The 22,705-nt window shown below is 43.7% G+C and carries 17 protein-coding genes and 1 pseudogene; 13 read left to right on the top strand and 5 right to left on the bottom strand.

What is annotated here, in order from left to right; all coding sequences use genetic code 11:
* Positions 1–680 precede the first annotated feature (680 nt).
* From V6D42_RS12325 to V6D42_RS12315, 3 genes are all read left to right on the top strand, one after another.
* Complete coding sequence (locus tag V6D42_RS12325; protein WP_333513414.1) at positions 681–1,757, top strand: response regulator; 1,077 nt, start codon at positions 681–683, stop codon at positions 1,755–1,757.
* Between the two features lie 333 nt (positions 1,758–2,090).
* Positions 2,091–8,072, top strand: coding sequence for a SpaA isopeptide-forming pilin-related protein (locus V6D42_RS12320; RefSeq protein ID WP_333513413.1), 5,982 nt, complete (start codon positions 2,091–2,093; stop codon positions 8,070–8,072).
* 83 nt (positions 8,073–8,155) lie between these two features.
* Entirely contained in the window at positions 8,156–8,815 is a 660-nt protein-coding gene (locus V6D42_RS12315; protein WP_333513412.1) for a class A sortase, read from the top strand.
* Between the two features lie 81 nt (positions 8,816–8,896).
* Here V6D42_RS12315 and blaOXA read toward each other — a convergent pair whose 3' ends face one another.
* Both blaOXA and V6D42_RS12305 read right to left on the bottom strand, forming a co-directional pair.
* Positions 8,897–9,700 carry a class D beta-lactamase gene (blaOXA, locus tag V6D42_RS12310; RefSeq protein WP_333513411.1) on the bottom strand — a complete coding sequence of 268 codons (804 nt, stop codon included), beginning with the start codon at positions 9,698–9,700 and terminating at the stop codon, positions 8,897–8,899.
* A gap of 53 nt (positions 9,701–9,753) precedes the next feature.
* A complete protein-coding gene (locus tag V6D42_RS12305; RefSeq protein WP_010332168.1) occupies positions 9,754–10,164 on the bottom strand; it encodes a YwpF-like family protein in 411 nt (136 codons plus the stop codon).
* Positions 10,165–10,337: 173 nt separating this feature from the next.
* Here V6D42_RS12305 and V6D42_RS12300 point away from each other — a divergent pair, with 173 nt between their 5' ends.
* The 4 genes from V6D42_RS12300 (at position 10,338) to V6D42_RS12285 (ending at position 13,007) form a co-directional block, all read left to right on the top strand.
* Positions 10,338–10,721 carry a hypothetical protein gene (locus V6D42_RS12300; RefSeq protein ID WP_326328918.1) on the top strand — a complete coding sequence of 128 codons (384 nt, stop codon included), beginning with the start codon at positions 10,338–10,340 and terminating at the stop codon, positions 10,719–10,721.
* Between the two features lie 77 nt (positions 10,722–10,798).
* A complete protein-coding gene (gene ssbB / locus V6D42_RS12295; protein ID WP_333513410.1) occupies positions 10,799–11,140 on the top strand; it encodes a single-stranded DNA-binding protein SsbB in 342 nt (113 codons plus the stop codon).
* Between the two features lie 227 nt (positions 11,141–11,367).
* Positions 11,368–12,144, top strand: a complete 777-nt coding sequence (locus V6D42_RS12290; RefSeq protein ID WP_333513409.1) for a DeoR/GlpR family DNA-binding transcription regulator — start codon at positions 11,368–11,370, stop codon at positions 12,142–12,144.
* A gap of 5 nt (positions 12,145–12,149) precedes the next feature.
* Positions 12,150–13,007, top strand: a complete 858-nt coding sequence (locus V6D42_RS12285; RefSeq protein WP_268471624.1) for a Cof-type HAD-IIB family hydrolase — start codon at positions 12,150–12,152, stop codon at positions 13,005–13,007.
* Positions 13,008–13,128: 121 nt separating this feature from the next.
* On the opposite strand, the gene V6D42_RS12280 is transcribed toward V6D42_RS12285, so the two are convergent.
* Positions 13,129–15,903, bottom strand: a complete 2,775-nt coding sequence (locus tag V6D42_RS12280) for a DEAD/DEAH box helicase (RefSeq protein WP_333513408.1) — start codon at positions 15,901–15,903, stop codon at positions 13,129–13,131.
* Entirely contained in the window at positions 15,890–17,500 is a 1,611-nt protein-coding gene (locus tag V6D42_RS12275; protein WP_333513407.1) for an SWIM zinc finger family protein, read from the bottom strand. The genes V6D42_RS12280 and V6D42_RS12275 overlap by 14 nt, the downstream gene beginning before the upstream one ends.
* Before the next feature lie 203 nt (positions 17,501–17,703).
* Here V6D42_RS12275 and V6D42_RS12270 point away from each other — a divergent pair, with 203 nt between their 5' ends.
* The 6 genes and pseudogenes from V6D42_RS12270 to V6D42_RS12245 form a co-directional block, all read left to right on the top strand.
* Positions 17,704–17,847, top strand: a complete 144-nt coding sequence (locus tag V6D42_RS12270) for a hypothetical protein (RefSeq protein WP_010332161.1) — start codon at positions 17,704–17,706, stop codon at positions 17,845–17,847.
* Between the two features lie 222 nt (positions 17,848–18,069).
* A complete protein-coding gene (locus V6D42_RS12265) occupies positions 18,070–18,816 on the top strand; it encodes a YveK family protein (RefSeq protein WP_333513406.1) in 747 nt (248 codons plus the stop codon).
* On the top strand, positions 18,806–19,519 hold the full coding sequence (locus tag V6D42_RS12260) for a CpsD/CapB family tyrosine-protein kinase (protein WP_333513405.1): 714 nt from the start codon (positions 18,806–18,808) through the stop codon (positions 19,517–19,519). The genes V6D42_RS12265 and V6D42_RS12260 overlap by 11 nt, the downstream gene beginning before the upstream one ends.
* Positions 19,520–19,572: 53 nt before the next feature.
* On the top strand, positions 19,573–20,337 hold the full coding sequence (locus V6D42_RS12255) for a tyrosine-protein phosphatase (RefSeq protein WP_333513404.1): 765 nt from the start codon (positions 19,573–19,575) through the stop codon (positions 20,335–20,337).
* A 182-nt stretch (positions 20,338–20,519) separates the two neighbouring features.
* The gene (locus tag V6D42_RS12250; protein WP_333513403.1) at positions 20,520–21,842 is read left to right on the top strand and encodes a UDP-glucose dehydrogenase family protein; all 1,323 of its coding nucleotides are present in this window, start codon (positions 20,520–20,522) and stop codon (positions 21,840–21,842) included.
* A 102-nt stretch (positions 21,843–21,944) separates the two neighbouring features.
* Positions 21,945–22,186: pseudogene (locus V6D42_RS12245) on the top strand (DUF1963 domain-containing protein); the annotation flags it as partial.
* Here V6D42_RS12245 and V6D42_RS12240 read toward each other — a convergent pair.
* Complete coding sequence (locus V6D42_RS12240; protein ID WP_044159633.1) at positions 22,183–22,440, bottom strand: hypothetical protein; 258 nt, start codon at positions 22,438–22,440, stop codon at positions 22,183–22,185. The pseudogene V6D42_RS12245 and the gene V6D42_RS12240 overlap by 4 nt on opposite strands.
* Positions 22,441–22,705 lie beyond the last annotated feature (265 nt).

Genomic DNA, 22,705 nt, shown 5'->3' with positions numbered 1-22,705 from the left:
ACGACAAGTTCATTATCACCCTTGTGAAGCGGAAAAAAGCTCGTATACGGTCTGTTTTGTGCTGTAAAATCAGGTTTATTTGAGGGGCTGCCGCTTTGCCCTATGGTTTGTCCATTAAAATAGCTGTGATTTGCACTGTAAATAAACGACGTGCTGATCCCGAAAACCTGATTGTCTAGCTTTGATTTGATCGTCAGCTTGTATGTTCCGTAATCCACGTTGATACCTTGCTTGGCCAGCTTCACATTACTGGGGACATCAACGAAGAGGGGATCTTTTCCTTTTGCTGAAGCAATCTCTTTTGGCGATAAAATCTGATTTGGATATAATGTCCACTTTCCGTTCAGCTGTACATTCCCATCCTTCTGAAAATCCCAGTTCTCCAAGTTCATGACCCCATGCTTTGCTTCAGGAAGTGTTGATCCAGAAAAATGATCAATCGCTATAAAAGCCATAAAGAAAGCGGCATAACCGAAAATAATTGAAATGAAAATAAATTTTTCTTTCATATCAATGCTCCTTTATAATAGGATCTTCTACATTCCTATTTTTTATAAATATTGTAAATGTAAACTTTCAAAAGCTACAATAGAAAGAAAAAGAATCCAATTAAAGGGGCTATTTGGCATGATATAATAGAATTACTGATATTTCGATTACATATAGGGTGGGATGTGTTTTTGAACGCGTTAATTGTTGATGATGAGCATCTGGCATTGCTTCATTTTAAGAATATGCTTGAACGGACAAATGCCTTTCAATCTATTACGGCATTTCAAGATCCGATTGAAGCTCTGGAGCATCCGGCGATTCCTGCTATAGATGCGGTGTTTCTTGATATTGAAATGCCCGGGATCAATGGCATTGAGCTTGCTGAAGCGATTCAATCGCAGAATGAAAACGTCCAAGTCGTTTTTATCACGGCTTATAATGAGTTTGCTATCAAAGCGTTTGAGCTGAATGCCATTGATTATTTGCTGAAGCCTGTCATTTACAAGCGGCTTGAGACAACAGTTGAACGTATCAGAACGAATAACAAGCTCAGGGCACCTGCAGAAAATACCGAGGCGCATTTTTTCATTCAATGTTTTGGAAGCCTGCAGTTTCATCAAACCTTAAATAGTGTCAAGACAAACATACCGGTCAAATGGAGAACGTCCAAGGCGCGTGAAATCTATGCTTTTTTACTTCAAAATCAAGGACGTGTCGTCAGTAAAGACCTGTTAATCGACCTTTTTTGGCCCAATTATGATGTTTCAAAAGCAAGCACTCAGCTTTACTCAACCATTTACCAAATACGGAAATTAATCGGCCAGGTTCCTTTCGGCCAATCAATTGAGAAAACCGAAACAGGATATATTCTTCGTTTTTCAGGAGTAAAAATTGATGTTGTTGAATGGGAAAGGTCACTAAAAGAGGCTCCGCCGCTTAATACATCTACCTTACACCAGCACATGGATATGTTAATGTCATACGAAAACCATTACTTTATGGAGTACGGCTACTTGTGGGCAGAACCGGAAAAAACGCGTCTTGCCCAATTGTGGATCGGCAAGGCGTATGAACTGATTGATTTTTTCATGCATGAAATGAACTACAGTCAAGCGATGGACATTTGTCTGCAGGTTGAGAAAATTGAACCTTTCGATCATAAAATTATGCAATACAAAATGCAGATATTTAACAAAAACGGGAAGGTAGAAGAGGCGATAAAGGAATATCAGCGCTACAAACAAATGAAAGATCAGATTAATTAAAGAAGAGAAAACGTATCCAAACCAGTGAGTGTCGATTGCCTTTCGATGCACACTGGTTTTTTTGTACATGTCACCTAAAGGGAAGGCCCTCGCCATATGTCTGAAACTTCAAATCTCCAATTCTCTCCAATTCACTTGAATCATACATGATTTTTTGTTGTACAGAAATTGTATAGTTCCATTTCATACAATGTAGTTTGGTTCGGATGGAAAATCTTAGTTTTAAAACTCATTCGGCATTAGTAGTTTAATTGTGGGGGATGGGACATGATTTTATGGTCTCGTGTATCAATCAGCAAGTGAAAAATAGATATGAAAGGGAGGAATGAAAAGTTGAAAACGAGGAGTTTTCCCTTAGGGCTGAAAAAAAGCGGGCGGATCGTTATGATCATAAGCCTTGCCATCTTTTTCTTCTTCAGTCAGATCGCCAGCTATACGCTTACCGCACAGGCTGTGGATGTAACGTCAAGTGACAGCCAATTCTTCGATTCGGTGACTGTCAAGGACGGCAAGAACCAGATTGTAGACGGATCAAAAGGAAACGAACCGGCATTAACGCCGGGGGATGATGTGACACTGACATATGAATGGTCATTGAAAAAAGATGTAGAAGCAGATAGTGAACAGGATATCAATGTGGAGATCCCTAAAAACTTTACATTTGATAAAGGTGCAGAAGGTGAGGTCAAATCTGCTGATCAGGTCATCGGCAGCTATCAAGTGCCGGCGGGCAGCAGCACCATGACGGTAAAATTAACAACTGCATTCGCGGATTCTCCGAATGCCAAGGGGACCATTACACTGTCAGCCGCGTTTACTGCAGATGCAAAAGACGATGAACATACAGTAGCAGCCCTTTTTCATCTAGGGGGAGGCAAAACCCAGCAGGTGATCATTCCTGTTAAGAAAGATGAATCACCAGATGACGAGGAGGAAGAGCCAAAAAACGACCCTTCTGATACTGATGGTGATCAGAAAGAGACAGATGACAAATCTGCACCTCCAGTCAGTAAGGATCAAAAAGAGGAAGAACAGCAACCGTCAGCCGACTCTAAGAGCGGTGATTCCTCAAAGGATAAAGATTCAAAAAAAGTGTCATCCTCAAGTCAATCAGCTTTCAGAAGTTTACAAACTGAAGAAAAACAAATCACGCAACATATTTTAACCGGTGTGACATTGACGGACGAAAACGGAAAGCCATATGACAAGGGCAATCGCGCCGATACGAATTCTCCGGTGAAAATTTCAATTGATTGGGCGATTCCTGACGATTTAGGAAAAACAATCAATGCCGGCGACAAATATGAATTTGATTTGCCTAAAGAATTTATTATGCATAATGACATTATGAACCTGCCGTTAAGCGCCGGAGACACCACATACGGAACATTTTCAATTGATACGAACGGGCATGTGGTGATGGCCTTTAACGGCGAGGTGAAAAAACATTCTAATGTCAAAGGAACATTGGTTATCAATACGCAGTTCAATGAGAAAAAAATAACGGGTTCGACAACACAAAAGATTCCATTCCCTGTGAATTCTGATACTCCTGAAACAACAGTTTATTTTAAACCAAATGTGAGTAAAACCATTGATAAATCAGGTGCACTGGATAAAGGCATCAACCCCGGTAAAGTAACATGGACGGTCGATGTCAATAAAAAGTTAGATCAAGTCAAGAATGCCAAACTCACGGAAAGCCTTCCAGAGGGTTTAACCTACCGTTCAGTTAAAGTGTATGAACTCAATGTGAACATTGATGGTTCTGTCAGCAAAGGAAATGAAGTTTCTTCCGGCTACAGCGTTGATTCAAAAGGAAATGTCACATTTGATGGGACAATTGATTCAGCCTACCGCCTTGTGTACGAAACCGACATTGACGATAGTGCAAAGCCGAGTGAAGGCGGAAATATATCGCTGACGAACAAGGCGGCATTCAGCGGAGACAATCTGGAACCAATTTCTGCAGAAGCCACTGTTGCGGCCAAATATGGAAAAATGATCGCAAAATCATCGACCGGCTATGATGGAGAATCTCAAACATTCAGCTGGGCTCTTTCATACAACTATGGTGAGAAACAGATCGACCAATCCAAGGCCAGCATTAAGGATTCTTTTGGAACTGGTGATTTGCACCTCGTAAAAGATTCCTTGAAGGTTATTCCTATTACCTTTGGGCAGAATGGCAGCGAGCAAGCGGGCACGCCTTTAAAGGAAGGCGAGGATTACACGCTGATCGATAATGGAAGCGGATTTGAAATCAAATTTAATAAAACCGTTACCAGCGCTTACAAAATCATATATCAAACAAAGGTCAACAGCGGAGTGATCATTGATAAATCGACAACATACACCAATAGCGTGGTGACCGGAACAGGGGATTCTAAAGAAGCTACTGGAATAGCCATTCAGCAGAACCTCATCAAAGGGTATTCAAACGTTGATTATGAGAAGAAGACGGTTGATTGGACGATTACAATTAATAAAAACAACTATGAGATGAACAATTGGACGTTGGATGACCAATTCGAAAGCGGCGGATTGGTTCTGATTGATGAATCGTTCAAGATTCAAGACACAACAAACAACAAAACATTGCAGAAAGACAAAGACTACACGTGGACAAAAAAACCCGACCATAAAGGCTTTACTTTGGCATTGATCGGGGATTACAAAAAAACAGACAGTCAGTTTAAGATCACTTACACAACAACATTCAATGCTGATTATTCTAACGAAAGCGTCAAGAATACAGCACATTCAACATGGACTGATCAATACGGCAATGACCGCACAAATAAGGTATCAAGCGGTTTTACACCGAATCATCAGACTTCAAATAATGGTTTCAAAAACGGTTCATATAACGCAGTTTCAAAGGAAATCACGTGGAAAGTCGGCATCAATTATAATGGCGAACCGACAAAAAATCCTTATATAAAAGATGCCATAACAGATCCTCAGCACTTTGTGCCGGGTTCCATTGTGGTAAAGAGCTATACGATCAATAAAAACGGCTCCATCACAGAAGGAGACGCGCTTGACCCTTCCAAGTATGAGGTCGAAGAGCCTTCAGAAAAAAATGAACGCACTCTGACAGTACACCTTAAAACGAGCGATTCTGTGCCATACCTGATTGAGTTTAAGACATCGCTCAAAGGAAAGGTCATTGACCAGAATCAGTACACAAACAAGGCAACATACCATAATGACGGTTATGCAGACCGCACGTTGACGGGTTCTGTTTCGGTTGTGAACGGAGGAAACCTGGTTTTCAAAGGCGGCAAACAAAATGGAAGCTACATCGATTGGAATATCAATGTCAACTCTAGCCAATCAACGCTGGATGACGTGAAAGTTACTGACACGCCAGATGATAATCAAATACTAGATGCAGCGTCTTTTAAAGTATATCAAGCAAAATATGATGAAAACGGAGTGGTCAAAGACAGCAGCGGAAATCTGACCGCAGGCGATGTCGAGCTTCAAAAAGACAAAGACTACACGGTAGATATCAAAACTGACAATACAACAGGTGAACAATCGTTTGTCCTGCAATTCATAGGCAGCTATAAGCAAATTGACCGTGCCTATGTGATCAAATACCGGTCTCTGATTAATATAGCCGGCACGAACGGGCACGTTAAAAATAAGGTGTCCATTTCTGGAACAAATGTGAAAGAGCAGACTCAGGAAAACAGCAGCTCGATCTTTGTTGCCATTTCAAGCGGCGACGGTTCCGGATCTGGAGAAAAAGGCAGCCTGACGATTTTTAAGACAGGAGAGGACGATAAGGCTCTTGAAGGAGCAGAGTTTCAGTTATGGACTGAAGACGCCAAGCAGCTCCTGCGCACCGGCACAACAGGGGCCGAGGGTAAGCTTACATTCGGAAATATTCGCTACGGCTCTTACGTATTAAAAGAAGTAAAAGCGCCTGACGGATATACCATCAGCGATGCTTATGCAAAAGGAGTCTCTGTTAAGATAGACAGCAACTCATCCAAGACAGGGGCGCTGTACAAAGTCGTAAATCAACAGAACAAGGTGACGCTTATCAAAAAAGACGAACAAAAAAATCCTTTAGCTGGTGCTGTTTTCAAGCTGGAGAAAAAAGCGGGCAACGGCACCTATACTTTGATAGAAACGGATATCAAAAGCGACAAAAACGGAAAAATCGAAATGAATGGTTTGCCGGCGGGCTATTACCGCCTCACAGAAACGAAAGCTCCTGCTGGGTTTATCGTGAATACAAAAGCAATTCATTTCTCAATCGCAAAGAATGATAAGAATCAGGTGTCTGACGTAGAATTAGGAGAAATGGTCAATTATCAAGGAAGGGCCTATTTAACGAAGGAAGATGCCGCAGGCCAGAAACTCGAAGGAGCGGTCTTCAAGATTATCGATGACGAAGGAAATACGGTTCAAGAAGAGCTGACGTCGGATAAAGACGGAAAAGTAGAGGCTTCAGGCCTTGCGCCGGGACGCTACGCTTTTGTCGAAACAAAAGCGCCTAAGGGATACGTATTAAACACCGAGAAACAAGAGTTTACCATCTCCGAATCAGCAGAAGGAAAGCCGGAGTCAGCTGATGCCGGAGCAGCCGTTAACTATAAAGGTTCTGTGCAGCTGGTGAAGGAAAATGCCAAAGGGCAGAAACTTGAAGGGGCTGTTTTCAAGATTGTCGATGAGGAAGGAAATACGGTTCAAGAAGAGTTGACCTCAGATAAGGATGGAAAGGTCACAGCTTCAGGCCTGATACCTGGACGCTACGCTTTTGTCGAAACGAAAGCACCTGAGGGTTATGTATTAAACACTGAGAAACAGGAGTTTACCATCTCTGAATCAGCAGAAGGAAAGCCGGAATTAACTGATGCCGGGATAGCCGTTAATGATAAAGGCTCCGTTCAGCTGGTGAAGGAAGATGCTGAAGGGCAGAAACTTGAAGGGGCCGTCTTCAAGATTGTCGATGACAAAGGAAATACGGTTCAAGAAGAGCTGACCTCGGATAAAGATGGAAAGATCACAGCTTCAGGTCTCGTACCTGGACGCTACGCCTTTGTCGAAACGAAAGCGCCTGAAGGATATGTGCTGAACACTGAGAGAAAAGAGTTCACCATCTCCGAATCAGCAGAAGGAAAGCCAAAGTCAGCTGATGCCGGGATAGCCATTAACTATAAAGGCTCCGTTCAGTTAACGAAAGTAGACCAAGATGAAAAAGGAGTAGCCGGTGCCATTTTCAAAATCGTTGACAAGAATGGAAACACAGTAAGAGATGACCTTGTCTCAAAAGAAGGCGGCAACATTGAGGTTGACGGTTTGGCTCCGGGAAGTTATCAATTTGTTGAAAAACAGGCGCCAGACGGATATCTCCTATCCGAAAGCCCGGTGCCGTTCACCATTAAGGCTGAACATGACGGCCAACCAGAACAAGTTGAAGTAACAGCTGTCAACATCGAGAACCGTGTCGTTCTTACAAAAGTAGATCAACATGATAAAGAGAAAGTTCTTCAAGGAGCGGAGTTCAAACTGACTGATGCCAACGGCAAAGTTTTGAAATCCGGTCTCATCACTGATGACAAAGGACAGATTACCGTACACGGTCTCAAAGCGGGAGAATATCAGTTTATCGAAACAAAAGCACCTGTGAATTACAGTTTGAATAAAACACCAATATCGTTCACGATCACCAATACTGAAACAAAGCCAGTTGAAATCACCGCAGAGAACATACTGACACCAGGTGACGTGAAACTGACAAAAGTGGATCAAGACGATAAAAAAGCCGTTTTGGAGGGTGCTGAATTCAAGTTATTGGACGCGAGCGGCAAGCCTGTAAAAAATGACGGCTACGGCAAAGATCTACCTGAATTGTGGAAAACAAATCAAAATGGACATTTCACTATCAAAGGCCTTGCGCCGGGACGCTACCAGCTTATCGAAACAAAGGCGCCCGATGGCTATAAACTGGATGAAACACCAATCGATTTCACAATTGAAAAAGGACAGTCAAAACCTGTTGAGGTTGTTGCTTCTAATCAAAAATTAAAAACGCCAACGCCGAGCAATGATACACCGGATAAACATGTGAAGGGAGATGGACAGCATCCAAAAACCGATGGCACAGATGGTCATGTGAAAACAGACAATTCACATCCAAAAGCCGATGATCCATCTGACCATACCAAAACAGACAATTCCCTTCCAAAAACCGGTGATACAGACAGTACGGTGCCGGTTATGATCGGCATTCTGCTGCTCTTAGCAGGCGGAGCTATGGCTCATGTCTCTAGAAAGAGACAAAGAAAGGCTTAAATGTGATGGCACCTGATCATTGAAGGTATGATCAGGTGCTTTTTTAAAACCATAGCATGACGCAAAAGAAAGGGATGTACAGTATGTATAAAAAGATAATCATAGCGGTGTTTATTCTTTCCGGCCTGCTGCTTATCTTTTCTCCTTTCATAAAAGGAAGTCTCATCGCCTACCTTAGCAAAAACCAGTATGAGTCAGAATTGACTGTGAAGCAGCTGCAAGAAAATAATAAAAAAGAAGCAGAATTTGATTTCAATTCCATTCAGCCGCCCACGCTAAAGGAAGCTATAAATGCGGGCTTCGATCGGGATCCGAAGGCCATAATCGGCCGAATTACCATTGAAAGTGTGGATCTGGAGCTCCCCATATTAAAAGGAACCACCAATGAAAACCTGTTGATCGGAGCGGCTACAATGCGCCCGGATCAGAAAATGGGCGAGGGAAACTATCCATTGGCAGGCCATCACCTGAAGCAGAAGAGCCTTTTATTCGGACCTCTGGCTAACATAAAAAAAGGTGCCAAAATTGTCATCACAGATTTCAAAAACGATTATATGTACTCTGTGACATCAATAAAAAATATTTCTGAAGTAGATGCAGATGTGATCCAGGATACAAAAGAAAAGGAAATCACATTAATCACATGCGACAAAGCTGTGGAAACCGAAGGACGTCTCGCAGTGAAAGGGAAATTGATTGAGATTGTCGGTCATACAAATGACAGATCGAGTAGCGGAATGTGAAGATGTGTGTAGGCCATTTATTTTTCACTTGATTATAGGGGAATGAAAAAGCCTGCCTTGTGATAAAAGGCAGGCTTTATTCTAATGCAGTATATATTTGTTTAATATGTCCATTGTCATGCTTTTCGCTTCTGTGCCGGTACCATCAATGTTCGTCACGAAACTATACACGCCGTTTTCAGTTTTGACAAAGCCTGCATACCAGCCGATGCCTGAACCTGAACCGGTTTTTCCATAAAGGGTATAATGATCTTCATCCTCCTGAATCATCATCCGCTTCACCGTTTTCATTACGCTTTTATCAAATGGCAGTTTTTCTTTGTATAAGGCTTCCAAAAAGTCAGTCTGTTCCAAAGGAGAAATCTTAAGTGTGCTGCTTAGCCAAAATTGGTCAATGCCTCCGCTGATATCTTGATTGCCATAAGCTATTTTATCAATCCATTCCTTCATTCGATCTTCTCCGATGTCTCGTGCCATCGCTTGATAATACCAAACAACAGAGTATCTCATGGCAGATCCGAGCGTGTGATCCTGATTCCAGATATCGAGCTCACGTTTCACACCGTCCCAGTATTTGATGTCATATTCATCTTTAACGGCGCCTGTTTGTAATCCAATGAGCGCGTTTGGGACTTTAAAAGTGGATTGCGGCGCAAATCTTTGTTTCGCGCGTTGATTGTCATAGATGAATGTTTTTTCGTTTTTTAGATCACGTAAGATAAAAGTTCCGTCGTGATCAGTGAAGAATTCATCGACATTCATCTTCCTTAGATTAAGCCTCTTCTCGGCAGCATCAGCTTCTCTAGGTGTTTGCAAACTCGATGTCATAAGGACAGCCGCGCCGATAAGTGATAATATAACCGTTTGAATTTTTCGCTTACTCATACGTATCACCTCAGCATATGTAAAATAAGAGAGGGGATGATTTCCACTCTCTTTTATATCTTCTGTTTAAACGCCTCGATCAGCTTCGCTCCTGTATAGCCCTCTTTCACAAGAGATTCCAGAATGGTTTCAGTGCCTTGCTGTTTTCTTGTCACCATTTGTCCGTAAATTAAAACCGAAATGCTTTCTTCCAGTTCAGCAATATTCTTCACAGCTGCAGTCAGCTGGGCGGGGCGGTTGCTTTTTTTCGTAATCGTCACAAATACTTTGACCTCAGCTTGCTTTTTTTGAAGCTGGTCAAAAAAAGACATGTGCTCCTTCGGAACAAGCGCTTCAATCAGCCAGTGATTTTCGCCGTCTTCTTTATTGATAATCAGTCCGTCAATAAGGGGAAACTGTTCAATTGACTTTTCTTCCTTGTCCACTCGTTCCACGTTCAGATCAACCAGTTTAAAGGTTTTCATTTTATCTCACCCCATTTACTTACAAAGAATTCTTAAAATGAATTATAACACATATTCATTTTTCCGTGAAAACGCTGTAATGCTGGGGACAATTTATTTTGTCCGGTACAACATTTAATAATTTCTATTTTTTCATTATACTGTAACTGACTATGGATTACGGAGAGGTGTGTATGAATCGATTTCATTTAAAGGAAATTTATATTGACGGCACTCCGACGGATCAGCCTATGGTTCAAACGAGCGAAGTTTATATGTTAAGCCGTAAAGATATTTTTGAGGTTCATCTATATAGGAAAGAGAGGATGATTTTTTTATACGAAACTTATGATGGGATGGAACAGTACAAAATCCAGCTGTCGCTGCCGGAAAAGAAGCTTAGCTTTCAGTGGTTTGCATGGGACGGATCTTCTTATGTCTGTATGAATACGCAGCATTGGCTGACATCTAAATTGTTTTTCCGGTTTTTGAAAAATACATATTTCTTTAGAGGGAAAAAACAAAAGCTGTTTTTAGCTGAGGGAAAAATGAAAACGAAAGATAAAAACAGAGGCTGAGATTCAATTTTAGGCGTTTTTCTTTTTTCGATGCATCGTCTACAATACGTGTAACCGCAAGGAGAGGAGGAATCGCAATGTTCAATCAGGTCATGCTTGTCGGACGTTTAACAAAAGACCCAGAGCTTCGATACACTTCCGCAGGCGCGGCAGTCACACACATTACGATCGCGGTTAACCGCAGCTTCAAAAATGCTTCGGGGGATATTGAAGCGGATTACGTCAATTGCACGCTTTGGAGAAAAATGGCCGAAAACACGGCGTTATATTGCCAAAAAGGCTCTCTCGTCGGCCTAAGCGGAAGGATTCAGACAAGGAGCTATGAAAATGCGGAAGGTGTCAAAGTGTATGTAACTGAAGTGATGGCTGACACTGTTCGTTTTATGGATCCTAAACCTCGGGAAAAAGCTGCCGATTGACATACCCCTGCTCCTCCCGCTTTATATTCCATTCACGATTACTTATCTTCGCATCACCCCCCTCTGAATTGACCAGTCGACCAGACTGGTTTTTTCTTTCTGTTTGCTCTAGGAAAAATTGGTTCTTACGATGCATTTTTACTTAATTTCACTTAAAAATATTGATTGTTAATATATAAAAACTTATAATTACTTAAAGATAACGACATATAAAAAGGATTGAGGGCGTGTACCAAGAAGAAAGATTAGTAGCGATTGTGGATTATCTAAAAGAGCATAACCGCATTACAACGGAGCAGATCTGTACGCTCCTTCAGGTGTCCAGAGATACAGCAAGGCGGGATCTTGTGAAGCTGGAGGAACAGAATGCCATTATCCGCACAAGAGGCGGCGCCATTCTGCCGTCTGTGCATCAGAAAATCCAAGGGTATTCCGGCCGGCTGAAAACAGTGTCCGAGGAAAAAAATAAGATTGGCAAACTCGCTGCATCGCTGATCCAAAATGGCGACCGGGTTATTTTAGATGCGTCTACAACCGTTCAGGCGTGCGCTAAACACTTAAATGCAGATGACTGCACGGTTATCACCAACTCCATTAATCTCGCGGAAGTGCTCTCAGACAAAGGTGGTATTGAGATCTATCTTCTCGGAGGCAAGCTTGAAAAGGAGCACCGTTTTTTGTACGGCGCCTCTGTGATTGAAAAGCTTTCAAGCTATCACGTCGATAAAGCGCTGATCGGTGTTGTCGGCATTTCTGATCACGGCATTACGATCGCGCATGAAGAAGATGGGCTGGTGAAGCGAAAAATGATTCAGCAGGCAAAGCAGGTGATCGCCCTTGCGGATTATTCAAAGCTGGGAAGCACCGGTTTTTATCAGTACGCTGAGCTGAGTGAAATTGATCTCTTAATCACAGACCGGCTGCCTGATCAGGCGTTTTGCGACTTGCTTGATCTTAATGGCGTCGAACTTCTCGTGACAGAGCAAGATGAAAGAAAGGGCTGATCAACGTGAAATTGATTGCGATTGACTTAGACGGAACCTTGCTGAACAGCAAACATCAAGTAAGCTCAGAAAATGAAAATGCTCTGCGGCAGGCACAGCAGGACGGGATTGAGGTTGTTGTATCAACGGGACGCGCTTATTTTGATGTCGTGTCCATATTCCAACCGCTCGGGATCAAAACGTGGGTTATCAGTGCGAACGGCGCCGTCATTCACGACCCTGACGGCAGGCTTTTTCATTCGGAAACAATCGATAAAAAACGGGCGTATGACATTCTCTCATGGCTCGAATCAGAAAACTATTATTACGAGGTTTTTACAGACTCAGCCATTTACACGCCGCAAAACGGCAGGCAGCTCCTTGATGTTGAGCTTGACCGGGTTAAAAGTGCGAATCCAGAGGCTGATCTTTCTGTTCTGATACAGGCAGCCGAGGTGCAATACAGTCAATCGGGCTTCGCCTATATCGACACGTTTCAAGAGCTCTTTGAGGAGGATAAACAGATTGATTTTTACAACATTCTTGGTTTTTCTTTCTTCAAAGAAAAGCTGAAGGCCGGCTGGCAGAGATACCAGCATGATAAAGATCTGACACTTGTCAGCTCTGCTGATCATAACTTTGAGTTATCCTCCAAAAAGGCATCCAAGGGGCAGGCGCTGGAAAGACTGGCAAAGCGGCTTAACATCCCAATGAATGAAACAGCAGCCGTGGGCGACAGCTTAAATGACAAATCCATGCTGGAAGCTGCCGGAAAAGGTGTAGCGATGGGCAATGCGCGGGAGGACATCAAAGCGATAGCCGGCGCTGTAACTCTGACCAATGATGAACACGGCGTTGCCCATATGATTCGGCATTTGCTGTAAGGTTTATTTTTTGAAAAAAAGTGCATCCTGAACATAACCGGCGTAACGGATTCTGTGAAATTCGGCGTGACGGCTATGAACGGAAAAAGCTGGCTCTTTTTAGGAGCCAGCTTTTTTGTGGTTATTGTGCCTGTGCTGAGGCGCTTAATGTGAATAATTCTTCGAGCTCATCTGTGGACAGCTCGGTAATCCAGTTTTCGCTTTGGATAATTTGGTCATTCAGTGTTTGCTTTGTTTCAAGCATCATATCAATTTTTTCTTCAATTGTTCCTGTTGTAATCATTTTATGAACATGGACAAATCGCTCTTGCCCGATGCGGTATGCCCGGTCAGTGGCCTGGTTTTCAACAGCCGGATTCCACCATCTGTCATAATGAATGACGTGATTGGCGGCTGTCAGATTGAGTCCGGTTCCGCCCGCTTTCAGCGATAGAATCAGTGTCGGGTATTCTTTCTTTTGAAATTTCTCAACGAGTGTATCGCGGTCTTGCTTAGAAAGACTCCCGTTCAAAAACTGTACAGGTTCGCCGAAGGTTTTTTCAAGCAATCGCTTCATCATGTTCCCCATTTGAATATATTGCGTAAAAATGAGACAGCTTTCGTTTTGGGCGCGGATCGCCGTCATCAGCTCAAGCAATTTTTCAAGCTTGACTGATCTTCCGGCCAGCAGCTCGGTTTGGTCTTCCTTCAAATAAAGCGCGGGATGATCGCATATTTGTTTAAGCCGTCCGAGCATGCTGAGGATCAGGGCTTTTCGCTGCATGCCTGTCAGTGACGTCATATGTTCAAAAGTATCTTTCACCAGCTGCTCATAGAGAGATGCCTGTTCGGCTGACAGCGGAATAAACTCTTTTTGCTCCAGCTTGTCGGGAAGGTTTAAAGCGACGTCCTCATCCCGTTTTGTCCGCCGCAGCAAAAACGGCCGGATTAATTGCTGAAGCTGTCCGATTCTTTTTTCGTCCCGGTCCTTTTCAATCGGCAATACATAGCGTTTATGGAAACCAGTCAGACTGCCGAGATAGCCTTTATTCATGAAGTCGAAAATCGACCATAGCTCAGTCAAACGGTTTTCCATCGGTGTTCCGCTCAGCGCAATATGGTGAATGCCCTTCAGCTTTCTGATTGCGCGTGATTGCTTCGTGTGCGCGTTTTTAATATTTTGCGCTTCGTCAAGGCAAATTGTGCTCCATGTCACGGAAGAAAGCTCTTCAGAATCGGCATGCGACAGCCCGTAGGAGGTTAATACAACATCCGCGTTATCATAATAGCCGGTGAAGTCTTCTCCCTTCGGACGGCGCGGGCCGTAATGGAGAGCGACCGACAGATTCGGCGCAAAGGTTTGAAGCTCCCGCTGCCAGTTGCCGAGTACGGATGTCGGCGCGATAATCAGATTCGGCGTGTTTTGCCGTCCGCTTTCCTTCACATGAAGAAAATAGGCGATCATCTGAATGGTTTTCCCAAGCCCCATGTCATCGGCCAGACAGGCGCCAAAACCGCTTTGCCGCAGAAACAGCAGCCAATTCATGCCGTATTTCTGATACGGACGGAGCGTTCCTTGAAAGGAGGGGCTGACCTCATGCTCCGGCAGATTTTCCGCAGTTGTCAGCTTTCGAATCAGTGATCTGAGCTGTTTTGACAGGTCGAATTGAATACCGGCAAAAGCGGATGTATCCATGATGTCTGAATCCTCAAGCCCGCCTTCCCGCTGATCCATCAGCTCGCGTGCCAGAATATCAGACATATGGAGCCCTTCTGATTCCGCTTTTTCCATCAGCCGTTTCATCTGTTTGATAAACTGAGGATCTATTTTCACCCATTGCCCGCGAATATTAACAAGGCGCCTGTTGCTCGCGACAAGCTCGTTAAATTCATCCTCTGTCAGCTCAATGCCATTTGTCGCAAACCGCCAGTTAAAATCAAGCAGCGCATTCATGCCGACAAATGACTCGCCGCGCGGGGCGGAAGACACCTTTGCTTTAAGCATCATGCTGCTGTCTCTGACAATCTGCCACCAGGATGGCAGAAGAATTTCAACGCCCATATCGACAAGCGTCTCACTTGCCTCTGACAGGAAAATCCAGGCTTCTTCCTCTGAAATCAGCGTCGTGCCGGAATCAAATGACAGCCATGGAACCGTTCTATGAAAGCGGTCCTGCTCCCGTGCGATTTTATCGCTGTAGGCCTGCCACGATTTTTTGAGGCTCTTCAGCCCGTCAAAAAATACAACCGTGCCGCTCTTTTTATCGCGTAAAAACATTTCGATTTTCCAATCATCGCCGTCAAAGTCTGGTTCGTTCAAGCGGAGGCCGACCGTAAACGGGGTTTGATCGTCAACCCAGCCGATGCCTTCGAGAAAATCCTCTTCATCCAGAAAATGTCCGCGAAATGTTGTGACCGCAGGTGATTTCTCTTTGATATTTTCCCATTTCTCACGCAGTTCGTCGTCATATTGAATATAATCCTGCACCGCGGCTGAAAACCATTCCGCAGTAAAGCCATCCAGTATGCTGTCCCGATCCTTCCAGCGGAAAACACCGTTTGTCCATGCTTCGTAGTCAGGCAGGAAATCGCCGTCCGCGATAAATTCGTAAATGGTGGACGCTGCCTCAATCAGCGGTTCCGTTTCTTTTGTGAGCTGCACGGAGCTGAATGAGTTGAACGAGTTTTTGCCGAGAAGCTCTACAGTCATCCATGGAGAAAGCAAAACCGCGGTTGTCCCGATGAAGCTGACATCCTCAAGGAAGGTTCCGTAAAATGAGGATTCGTGCCATTGAAACAAATGCTTTTTCATGTGGCTGTAGGGAAGGGGCTGCTCATTCTCATCAAAGGCTGAGAGCGTGAATGACCCGTCTTCCATTTGTTCGACGTGAATAAGTATTTCTTTAAGACTCGCCATCAATCAACTTTCCTTTCTGCAGTTCTTCTTGAAGGGCGCGCAGGCGCTTGTAATGTGAGCTCAGCTGCTGAATATAGCGTTCCCATACCTTCAGTTTTTTCGCTTTTTTGTAGAGCGTCCGCAGTTTTTTCAAATACCGGGCCGCTTCCTTGTAAGAGCTGCGGTTTTTCTGATCGATGAAAAAGGCCACTTCTCTGTGGTAAGCGGGTATAAGGGCCTCGGGATCGCTCGCCGCAATTTCTTTGAGCATCGTTTTATCTATTTCATAGATTGAAAAGCCAACAAGACTGTGGATTTCGACCCACTCGGCATAACGCTTTTTCTCATACAAGTGATGGCTGTACTCTGTGAAAGTATACGGCAGACAGCCTGTTGCATAGCGTTCAAACAGTGCTTGGTCATTGGTTTGCTTCACATACGCGTTCAGCAGAAGGAACAGCTCGCCAATTACGTCGCGAATTTCTTTGAACGGCTTTTCCAGCTTCGTATAACCAATCGCAATCGATTCAATACGGAGGTACCATGCCTTGAGCCGTTTCCAATCCTTTTTCGCGGTGATTTCACTCAGCCATTGGAACGTATACGGCAGCGCCTCCGGAGGGAATTGGTCGGTTTCCGCAAAAATCGCATCATCATGTTTCTGCAAAAATTCCAGATGCAGACGCCCGAATTGCAATTCAGGAGAAAATCGCCGTCCGGCTTCTTTTTGCAGGATTTCTTGCTCACGCGCCACCCATTTCGGCCGCGGCAACAGCGCGCTCCAAATTTCACCGAAAATGCGGATGCGTTCATATTGAAAGATATCCTCCTTCAATAAGAGATTCCGAATGACATCCGGCGTTTTCTCCAGAAAAGGATCGAGTGCAAACGACAGTGCGTACGTCTTTAATTTATCAATTGAGCTGTAGATCGTGTCCATCAGCTGTTCGACATAAGGATTGAGGGAATAAAAATCGCGCTCGGGGTCCAGTTTTCCTTCTTCAATCAATGTAAACATGCGAAGCCACACCGCGATCGCTGAATGAATCTGATATAGACTTTTCAGCTCCGGCTTGATCGGGGCATGCTTTTTCAAAGCAGACAGATAGCCGTAATAGAGGCCCTGCATGTTTTGGCTGCCTTCAGGCGTGCGTGCCTGCCAAAGAGAAAACTCTGAATCGAAAAAAGCAAGCCAGCTTGAAAGCGACTCTTCATTAGGCAGCACCTTCTCTTGGAATTGACGCCGGACGAGCTCTTTGCTTTCTTCAAGCTTTTCCCTCTCCAGCCAGTGCTCTGTAAAAGTTCCCACTCGTTCAAACATTGCATATACATATAAAAAAACAGCCAGCTTATGGCGGCAGATTCTCCCAGACGGACATGAACAGCCGCTTTTGGCTATGACAAATAAGTTCAATGTGACCCGCACAGGCACAACATCCTGCACGTAAGCCGTAACTTCCGTCGGACTCACTGCTTGTAAACGATAGACTGAATCCTGCCGATATAAAATAAGGGCTTTTTTGATTAGCTGAACATTTTCCTCTCTGTAAGGAAGAAGCTCTTTTAATTGTTCAGCCGATGCCAGCACATCGTCTTTAGAAATCATATTCTGAAGCATGATTATCGCTCCTAACCGAGTCACGTAATAAAAAGATCCAATTTCTCTATTATATCGCAACACAACGGCATGAAAAAGTTTTTCCTAAAATAGGACATAAAAAATGGGATCTGTCGAATGATGTATTAGAGATTGCAAAACGAGAGCCGGCATCATATAATAATCGTGTTTTCAACTTAATGGAAGCTGAAAGGAATAAAATGATGAGTGAAAAGAAATTGAATCAAGAAGAATTTCTGAAAATTTTGATGCATGCACATGATATTGGTGAGCAGTCATCCGAGATGACCACTAAGGAAATGCTTGAAAATTTGATTTCTCATATTAAAAATGGATACGCAACATAAAAATCCCGCTGGTTTTTGGCGGGATTTTTTTCTGATTCATGACCGGAAGGAGAAAAAGATTCAGCTCTGGCAAGACAATAAATAGAGCGCTTACATGACAGAGGCTGAAAACTGATTTTGTAAATTTTTGTCGAATATTGTCACGTGAAAAGATGGAGAAATGCTGTTTTAACGTTGTATAATCGTATGGAAAAGGATGTTATAAGCTGATTTGGAGGTATCATGGGAGAATCTATTAGTTTAAAAGACATATTATCAACGTTAAGAAAACGCATACTTTTGATTATGATTGTAACCGCAGCTGCGACTGCTGCCGGCGGATTCATCAGTTTCTTCGCACTTACACCCATCTATGAAAAGTCAACTCAGATCTTGGTCAATCAATCGAAAAACGACCAAAAAGAAGTCCAATTTAACGATGTCCAAACCAATCTTCAATTAATCAATACGTATAACGTCATCATTAAGAGCCCAGCTATTTTAGACGAAGTGATTAAAGAGATGGGCTTGTCGATGACTTCCCAGGAACTGAATGAAAAAATTACTGTTTCCAGTGAGCAGGATTCCCAAGTGGTCAATATTTCTGTCAGAGACGGGAGCGCGGAAACAGCGGCTCACATTGCCAACACTGTCGCATCTGTTTTTAAAGACAAAATCACTTCGATTATGAATGTTGACAACGTAAGCATTCTGTCAAAAGCTGGGGTTTCTGACCATCCGTCGCCTGTATCGCCAAAACCGCTGCTGAACATCGCCATCGCGTTTGCGGCAGGATTGGCAGGAAGCATCGGACTGGCCTTCCTGCTTGAGCATTTGGATAATACGATCAAATCGGAAGAGCAGCTCGAAACATTGCTGGACATACCGGTATTAGGAACGGTTTCCACCATTGCCAATGAACACAAAACAGCAAAGAGCTTAAAAGGCATTCAATCTGATAAAGCGGGGAGTGGACATTTTGGTGCTTAGAAATAGCAAGGGCTCATGGAGTCGCAAAAATGTCATTGCGCTGACAGAGCCGAAATCCTTGAATTCAGAACAATATCGAACGATTCGAACAAATATAGAATTTTCTTCAGTGGACCGCCAAATGAAATCAGTAATGATCACCTCGGCATGCCCTGGAGAAGGAAAGTCTACCACAGCTGCGAACCTTGCTGTCGTATTTGCACAGCAGGGAAAAAAGGTTTTGCTCATCGATGCAGATTTGCGAAAACCTACAGTACATATCACCTTTCAACTAGAAAATATGACAGGCTTAACATCCGTTTTACTGAAAAAATACTCACTGAAGCAGGCTGTGCAAACGTCTAAGGAACAAAATCTTGATGTGCTGACGAGTGGCCCGATCCCGCCGAATCCGGCCGAGCTGCTTTCCTCCAAGTGGATGGAAGAGCTTTCGGAGGAAGCGTGTGCGGCCTATGATATGGTGATTTTCGATACGCCCCCTATTCTCCCTGTAGCAGACGCGCAAATTTTAGGGAACGTTGCAGACGGTTCCGTTTTGGTTGTTTCAAGCGGGAAGACGGAAAAAGAAAAAGCCGCAAAAGCAAAAGAGGCGCTCGATTCGTGCAACAGCAAGCTCCTCGGAGCCATTATGAACGGCAAGAAGCGCTCGAAGCACTCTGATTACGGCTACTACGGAAGGGAAGACAATTTCATACAAAAATAAATAACGTGCATGCTGCCCGTTATTTATTTTTGTGAAAAAAAGGAGGCTTAGAAATGATTGATATTCACTGCCACATCCTCCCGTCAATGGATGACGGGGCGAGGAGCCTGGCAGACAGCATCGAAATGGCCAGGGTGGCTGTTCGTGAAGGAATCAGAACCATCATTGCAACCCCGCATCATAAAAATGGTTCATATGAAAATGAGCAAACCGCTGTCAGAGAAGCGGCAGACCTGTTAAACAAACGTTTAATGAAAGAGGAGATCCCGCTCACCGTACTGCCGGGACAGGAAATCAGAATTTACGGGGACTTGAAACAGGAATTGGCTGAGGGCCGGCTGCTGTCACTGAATGACACGAAATATATCTTGATTGAGTTTCCGTTTGATCATGTCCCGCGATATGCCGAGCAGCTTTTTTATGATTTGCAGCTGAAAGGATTCATTCCGGTTATCGCGCATCCCGAACGCAATAGCGAAATCCGCGAAAATCCGTCCTTGCTGTATCATCTTATAGAAAAAGGAGCGGCATCTCAGTTGACAACCGGAAGCCTCGCAGGAGTTTTTGGGAAACAGATGAAAGCATTTTCGCTGCGGCTGGCTGAAGCCAATTTGATACATTTCTTAGCTTCAGATGCTCATAATCTGAAAACAAGAGATTTTCGCTATCAGGAGGCACTCCGTGTTCTTGAGAAAGAATTCGGTACGGAATATTCTTATATGCTCACAGAAAATGCTGAGCTTCTACTGCAAAATCAAGCGATTTACAGGCAGGCACCGCAGCCAGTCAAAAGAAAAAAACGATTCGGGCTCTTTTGATCTGCAATTCTCATTTCCCCACTTTCTTTGTGAGAACGATATAATAGTATATTGTATGATTGAATCATATTTCAGAAATCTGTACAGGTTGATTCCGGGAGATCATCCGCATTCATGTCAGGATGTTCTCATACGATAATACGGAAGCTGTAAAGCAGCAATTTAACTGTTGGAGGGAAACCATGAATATAACAGTCATCGGAACAGGCTATGTCGGTCTTGTGACAGGTGTTTCTCTTTCTGAGATTGGCCATCATGTAACTTGCATTGATATTAACGCTCAAAAGATTGAAGAAATGAGAAAAGGGATTTCCCCCATATTTGAACCGGGTCTTGAAGAGCTGATGAGAAAAAATATAGCTGATGGGCGGCTGAGCTTTGAAACGAGCTACGAGAAAGGCTTAGACCAGGCAGAGATTATTTTTATAGCGGTCGGCACACCGCAAAAAAACGACGGGCATGCGAACCTGGAGCATATTACAGATGTGGCCAAGCGTATTGCCCGGCACGTGACGCGAGATACGATCGTCGTAACAAAAAGCACAGTGCCTGTCGGAACAAATGATTGGATTTACGATCTGATTACAAAACATCTTGCGGAGCCTGTCAGCATATCGATCGCATCCAATCCGGAATTTTTACGTGAAGGGTCAGCCATCCATGACACGTTTCATGGAGACAGGATTGTGATCGGAACAGCCGATCAGGACACCGCCAGAACGCTTGAAGAGCTCTTTCTTCCGCTTGATATCCCGATTTACCAAACGGATATCAGAAGCGCCGAGATGATCAAATATGCCTCAAATGCCTTTCTGGCTACTAAAATCAGTTTTATAAATGAAATTTCGAATATATGTGAAAAGGTCGGCGCTGATATTGAATCTGTCGCATACGGCATGGGACAGGATAAGCGGATCGGGAGCCAGTTTTTAAAAGCGGGCATTGGCTACGGCGGTTCTTGTTTCCCAAAGGACACAAACGCCCTCGTGCAAATTGCGGGCAATGTCGAGCATGATTTTGAGCTGCTGAAATCGGTCATCAAGGTCAACAACAATCAGCAGGCGATGCTCGTTGATAAAGCGCTGAACAGGCTTGGTGGAGTGACGGGAAAAACGATCACCCTTTTGGGGCTGTCATTTAAACCGAACACGGACGATATGAGAGACGCGCCGTCGATTGTCATTGCAAACCGCCTCGCCGCACTAGACGCCCATATCAAAGCCTTCGATCCCATTGCTGTCAGCCACGCGAAGCATATTTTGCCGCAGGCTGTTGAATACAAAAAAACGATTGCGGAAGCCGTGAAGGGGTCAGACGCCGTCATGATTTTAACGGACTGGGATGAGATTAAACAATTTTCATTAGCAGATTATCAAGATTTGATGGAGCAGCCGCTGATTTTTGACGGGAGAAATTGCTATTCATTAGAAGAGGCTGCCGCCGCCGGAGTGGAATACTATTCTGTAGGCCGGAAAGCGGTTGTTCCGGCAGGTGCAATGTCATAGATGTAAAGGAAAGACTGGCGGGATGCCGGTCTTTTTTTGTATCCATCTTTAATTGTATACGATGGATATATTCGCTAAGGTTTACCTATTGTTTGAAACTAGTGGGTGCTGCCTACAGATTTTCAGTTTGAGCAATACGCGGGCATGGGGACAGTGGAGTTCTTTGATTCATTCGGTTGGAATACGCGTATAAAGAACATGCCATCATGCTTTTACAAATTGATACAGACGATGATATTGATTTGTTGTGGGGTGACGCCGGCATCGCAAATTTTTTCAACACACCTGATGATTTTAGGAGAAAAGACTTTTCAAACGTTCTGTACAATGGGGACTGCAGCTAATACAAGCTTTTGATCCAAAGGGTCACCCCTGCCGCCAATAGGGTCAGAAGCGGAAATGAAATAAGCCAGACAATAAAATCAGGCGCGGCTGAGTCAATACAGAACATAAATATGACCAATAAGCAGAGCACTGTAAGAGGCATTGACCAAAGGCCGTGTTTTCTAAACAATAAAGTGCCTGCCATTCCAAATACAAAGAAGGACAGAAAAGGAAAAACCACGAAAAATAACATCATCGGACTGAAAAAACTCATTGTCATCCCTCCGTTTCACCTCTTAATCTTACAAGATTTTACCACATAAGAAAATGAACAGATCATCAAAACTGCCTCTTTCAAGTGTCTTTTTGACTACGACTTTAGAATTTCTCACCATATAAAGCGCTCGCATTGACCTTATAACGAACAAAAAAAGAGACTTTAGACCTTCGTATTCAGAGCATTATAAGCCTAAATTAAGCCGTTTACCCTATTTAAGCCGCCTTCCGGCTATTTTAAAATATAATATATGGAAATAAAG

Origin of the sequence: Bacillus sp. 0909A, assembly GCF_036765115.1 — a bacterium.
Taxonomy (GTDB): domain Bacteria; phylum Bacillota; class Bacilli; order Bacillales; family Bacillaceae; genus Bacillus; species Bacillus mojavensis.
This window is presented reverse-complemented; position numbering and strand designations above follow the sequence as displayed.

Bases quoted from the DNA above. Each gene is read 5' to 3' on its own strand.
- V6D42_RS12315 (WP_333513412.1), top strand. From the start codon at position 8,156: ATGTATAAAAAGATAATCATAGCGGTGTTTATTCTTTCCGGCCTGCTG.
- blaOXA (WP_333513411.1), bottom strand. From the start codon at position 9,700: ATGAGTAAGCGAAAAATTCAAACGGTTATATTATCACTTATCGGCGCG.
- V6D42_RS12305 (WP_010332168.1), bottom strand. From the start codon at position 10,164: ATGAAAACCTTTAAACTGGTTGATCTGAACGTGGAACGAGTGGACAAG.
- V6D42_RS12300 (WP_326328918.1), top strand. From the start codon at position 10,338: ATGAATCGATTTCATTTAAAGGAAATTTATATTGACGGCACTCCGACG.
- ssbB (WP_333513410.1), top strand. From the start codon at position 10,799: ATGTTCAATCAGGTCATGCTTGTCGGACGTTTAACAAAAGACCCAGAG.
- V6D42_RS12280 (WP_333513408.1), bottom strand. From the start codon at position 15,903: ATGGCGAGTCTTAAAGAAATACTTATTCACGTCGAACAAATGGAAGAC.
- V6D42_RS12275 (WP_333513407.1), bottom strand. From the start codon at position 17,500: ATGCTTCAGAATATGATTTCTAAAGACGATGTGCTGGCATCGGCTGAA.
- V6D42_RS12270 (WP_010332161.1), top strand. From the start codon at position 17,704: ATGAGTGAAAAGAAATTGAATCAAGAAGAATTTCTGAAAATTTTGATG.
- V6D42_RS12265 (WP_333513406.1), top strand. From the start codon at position 18,070: ATGGGAGAATCTATTAGTTTAAAAGACATATTATCAACGTTAAGAAAA.
- V6D42_RS12255 (WP_333513404.1), top strand. From the start codon at position 19,573: ATGATTGATATTCACTGCCACATCCTCCCGTCAATGGATGACGGGGCG.
- V6D42_RS12250 (WP_333513403.1), top strand. From the start codon at position 20,520: ATGAATATAACAGTCATCGGAACAGGCTATGTCGGTCTTGTGACAGGT.
- V6D42_RS12240 (WP_044159633.1), bottom strand. From the start codon at position 22,440: ATGAGTTTTTTCAGTCCGATGATGTTATTTTTCGTGGTTTTTCCTTTT.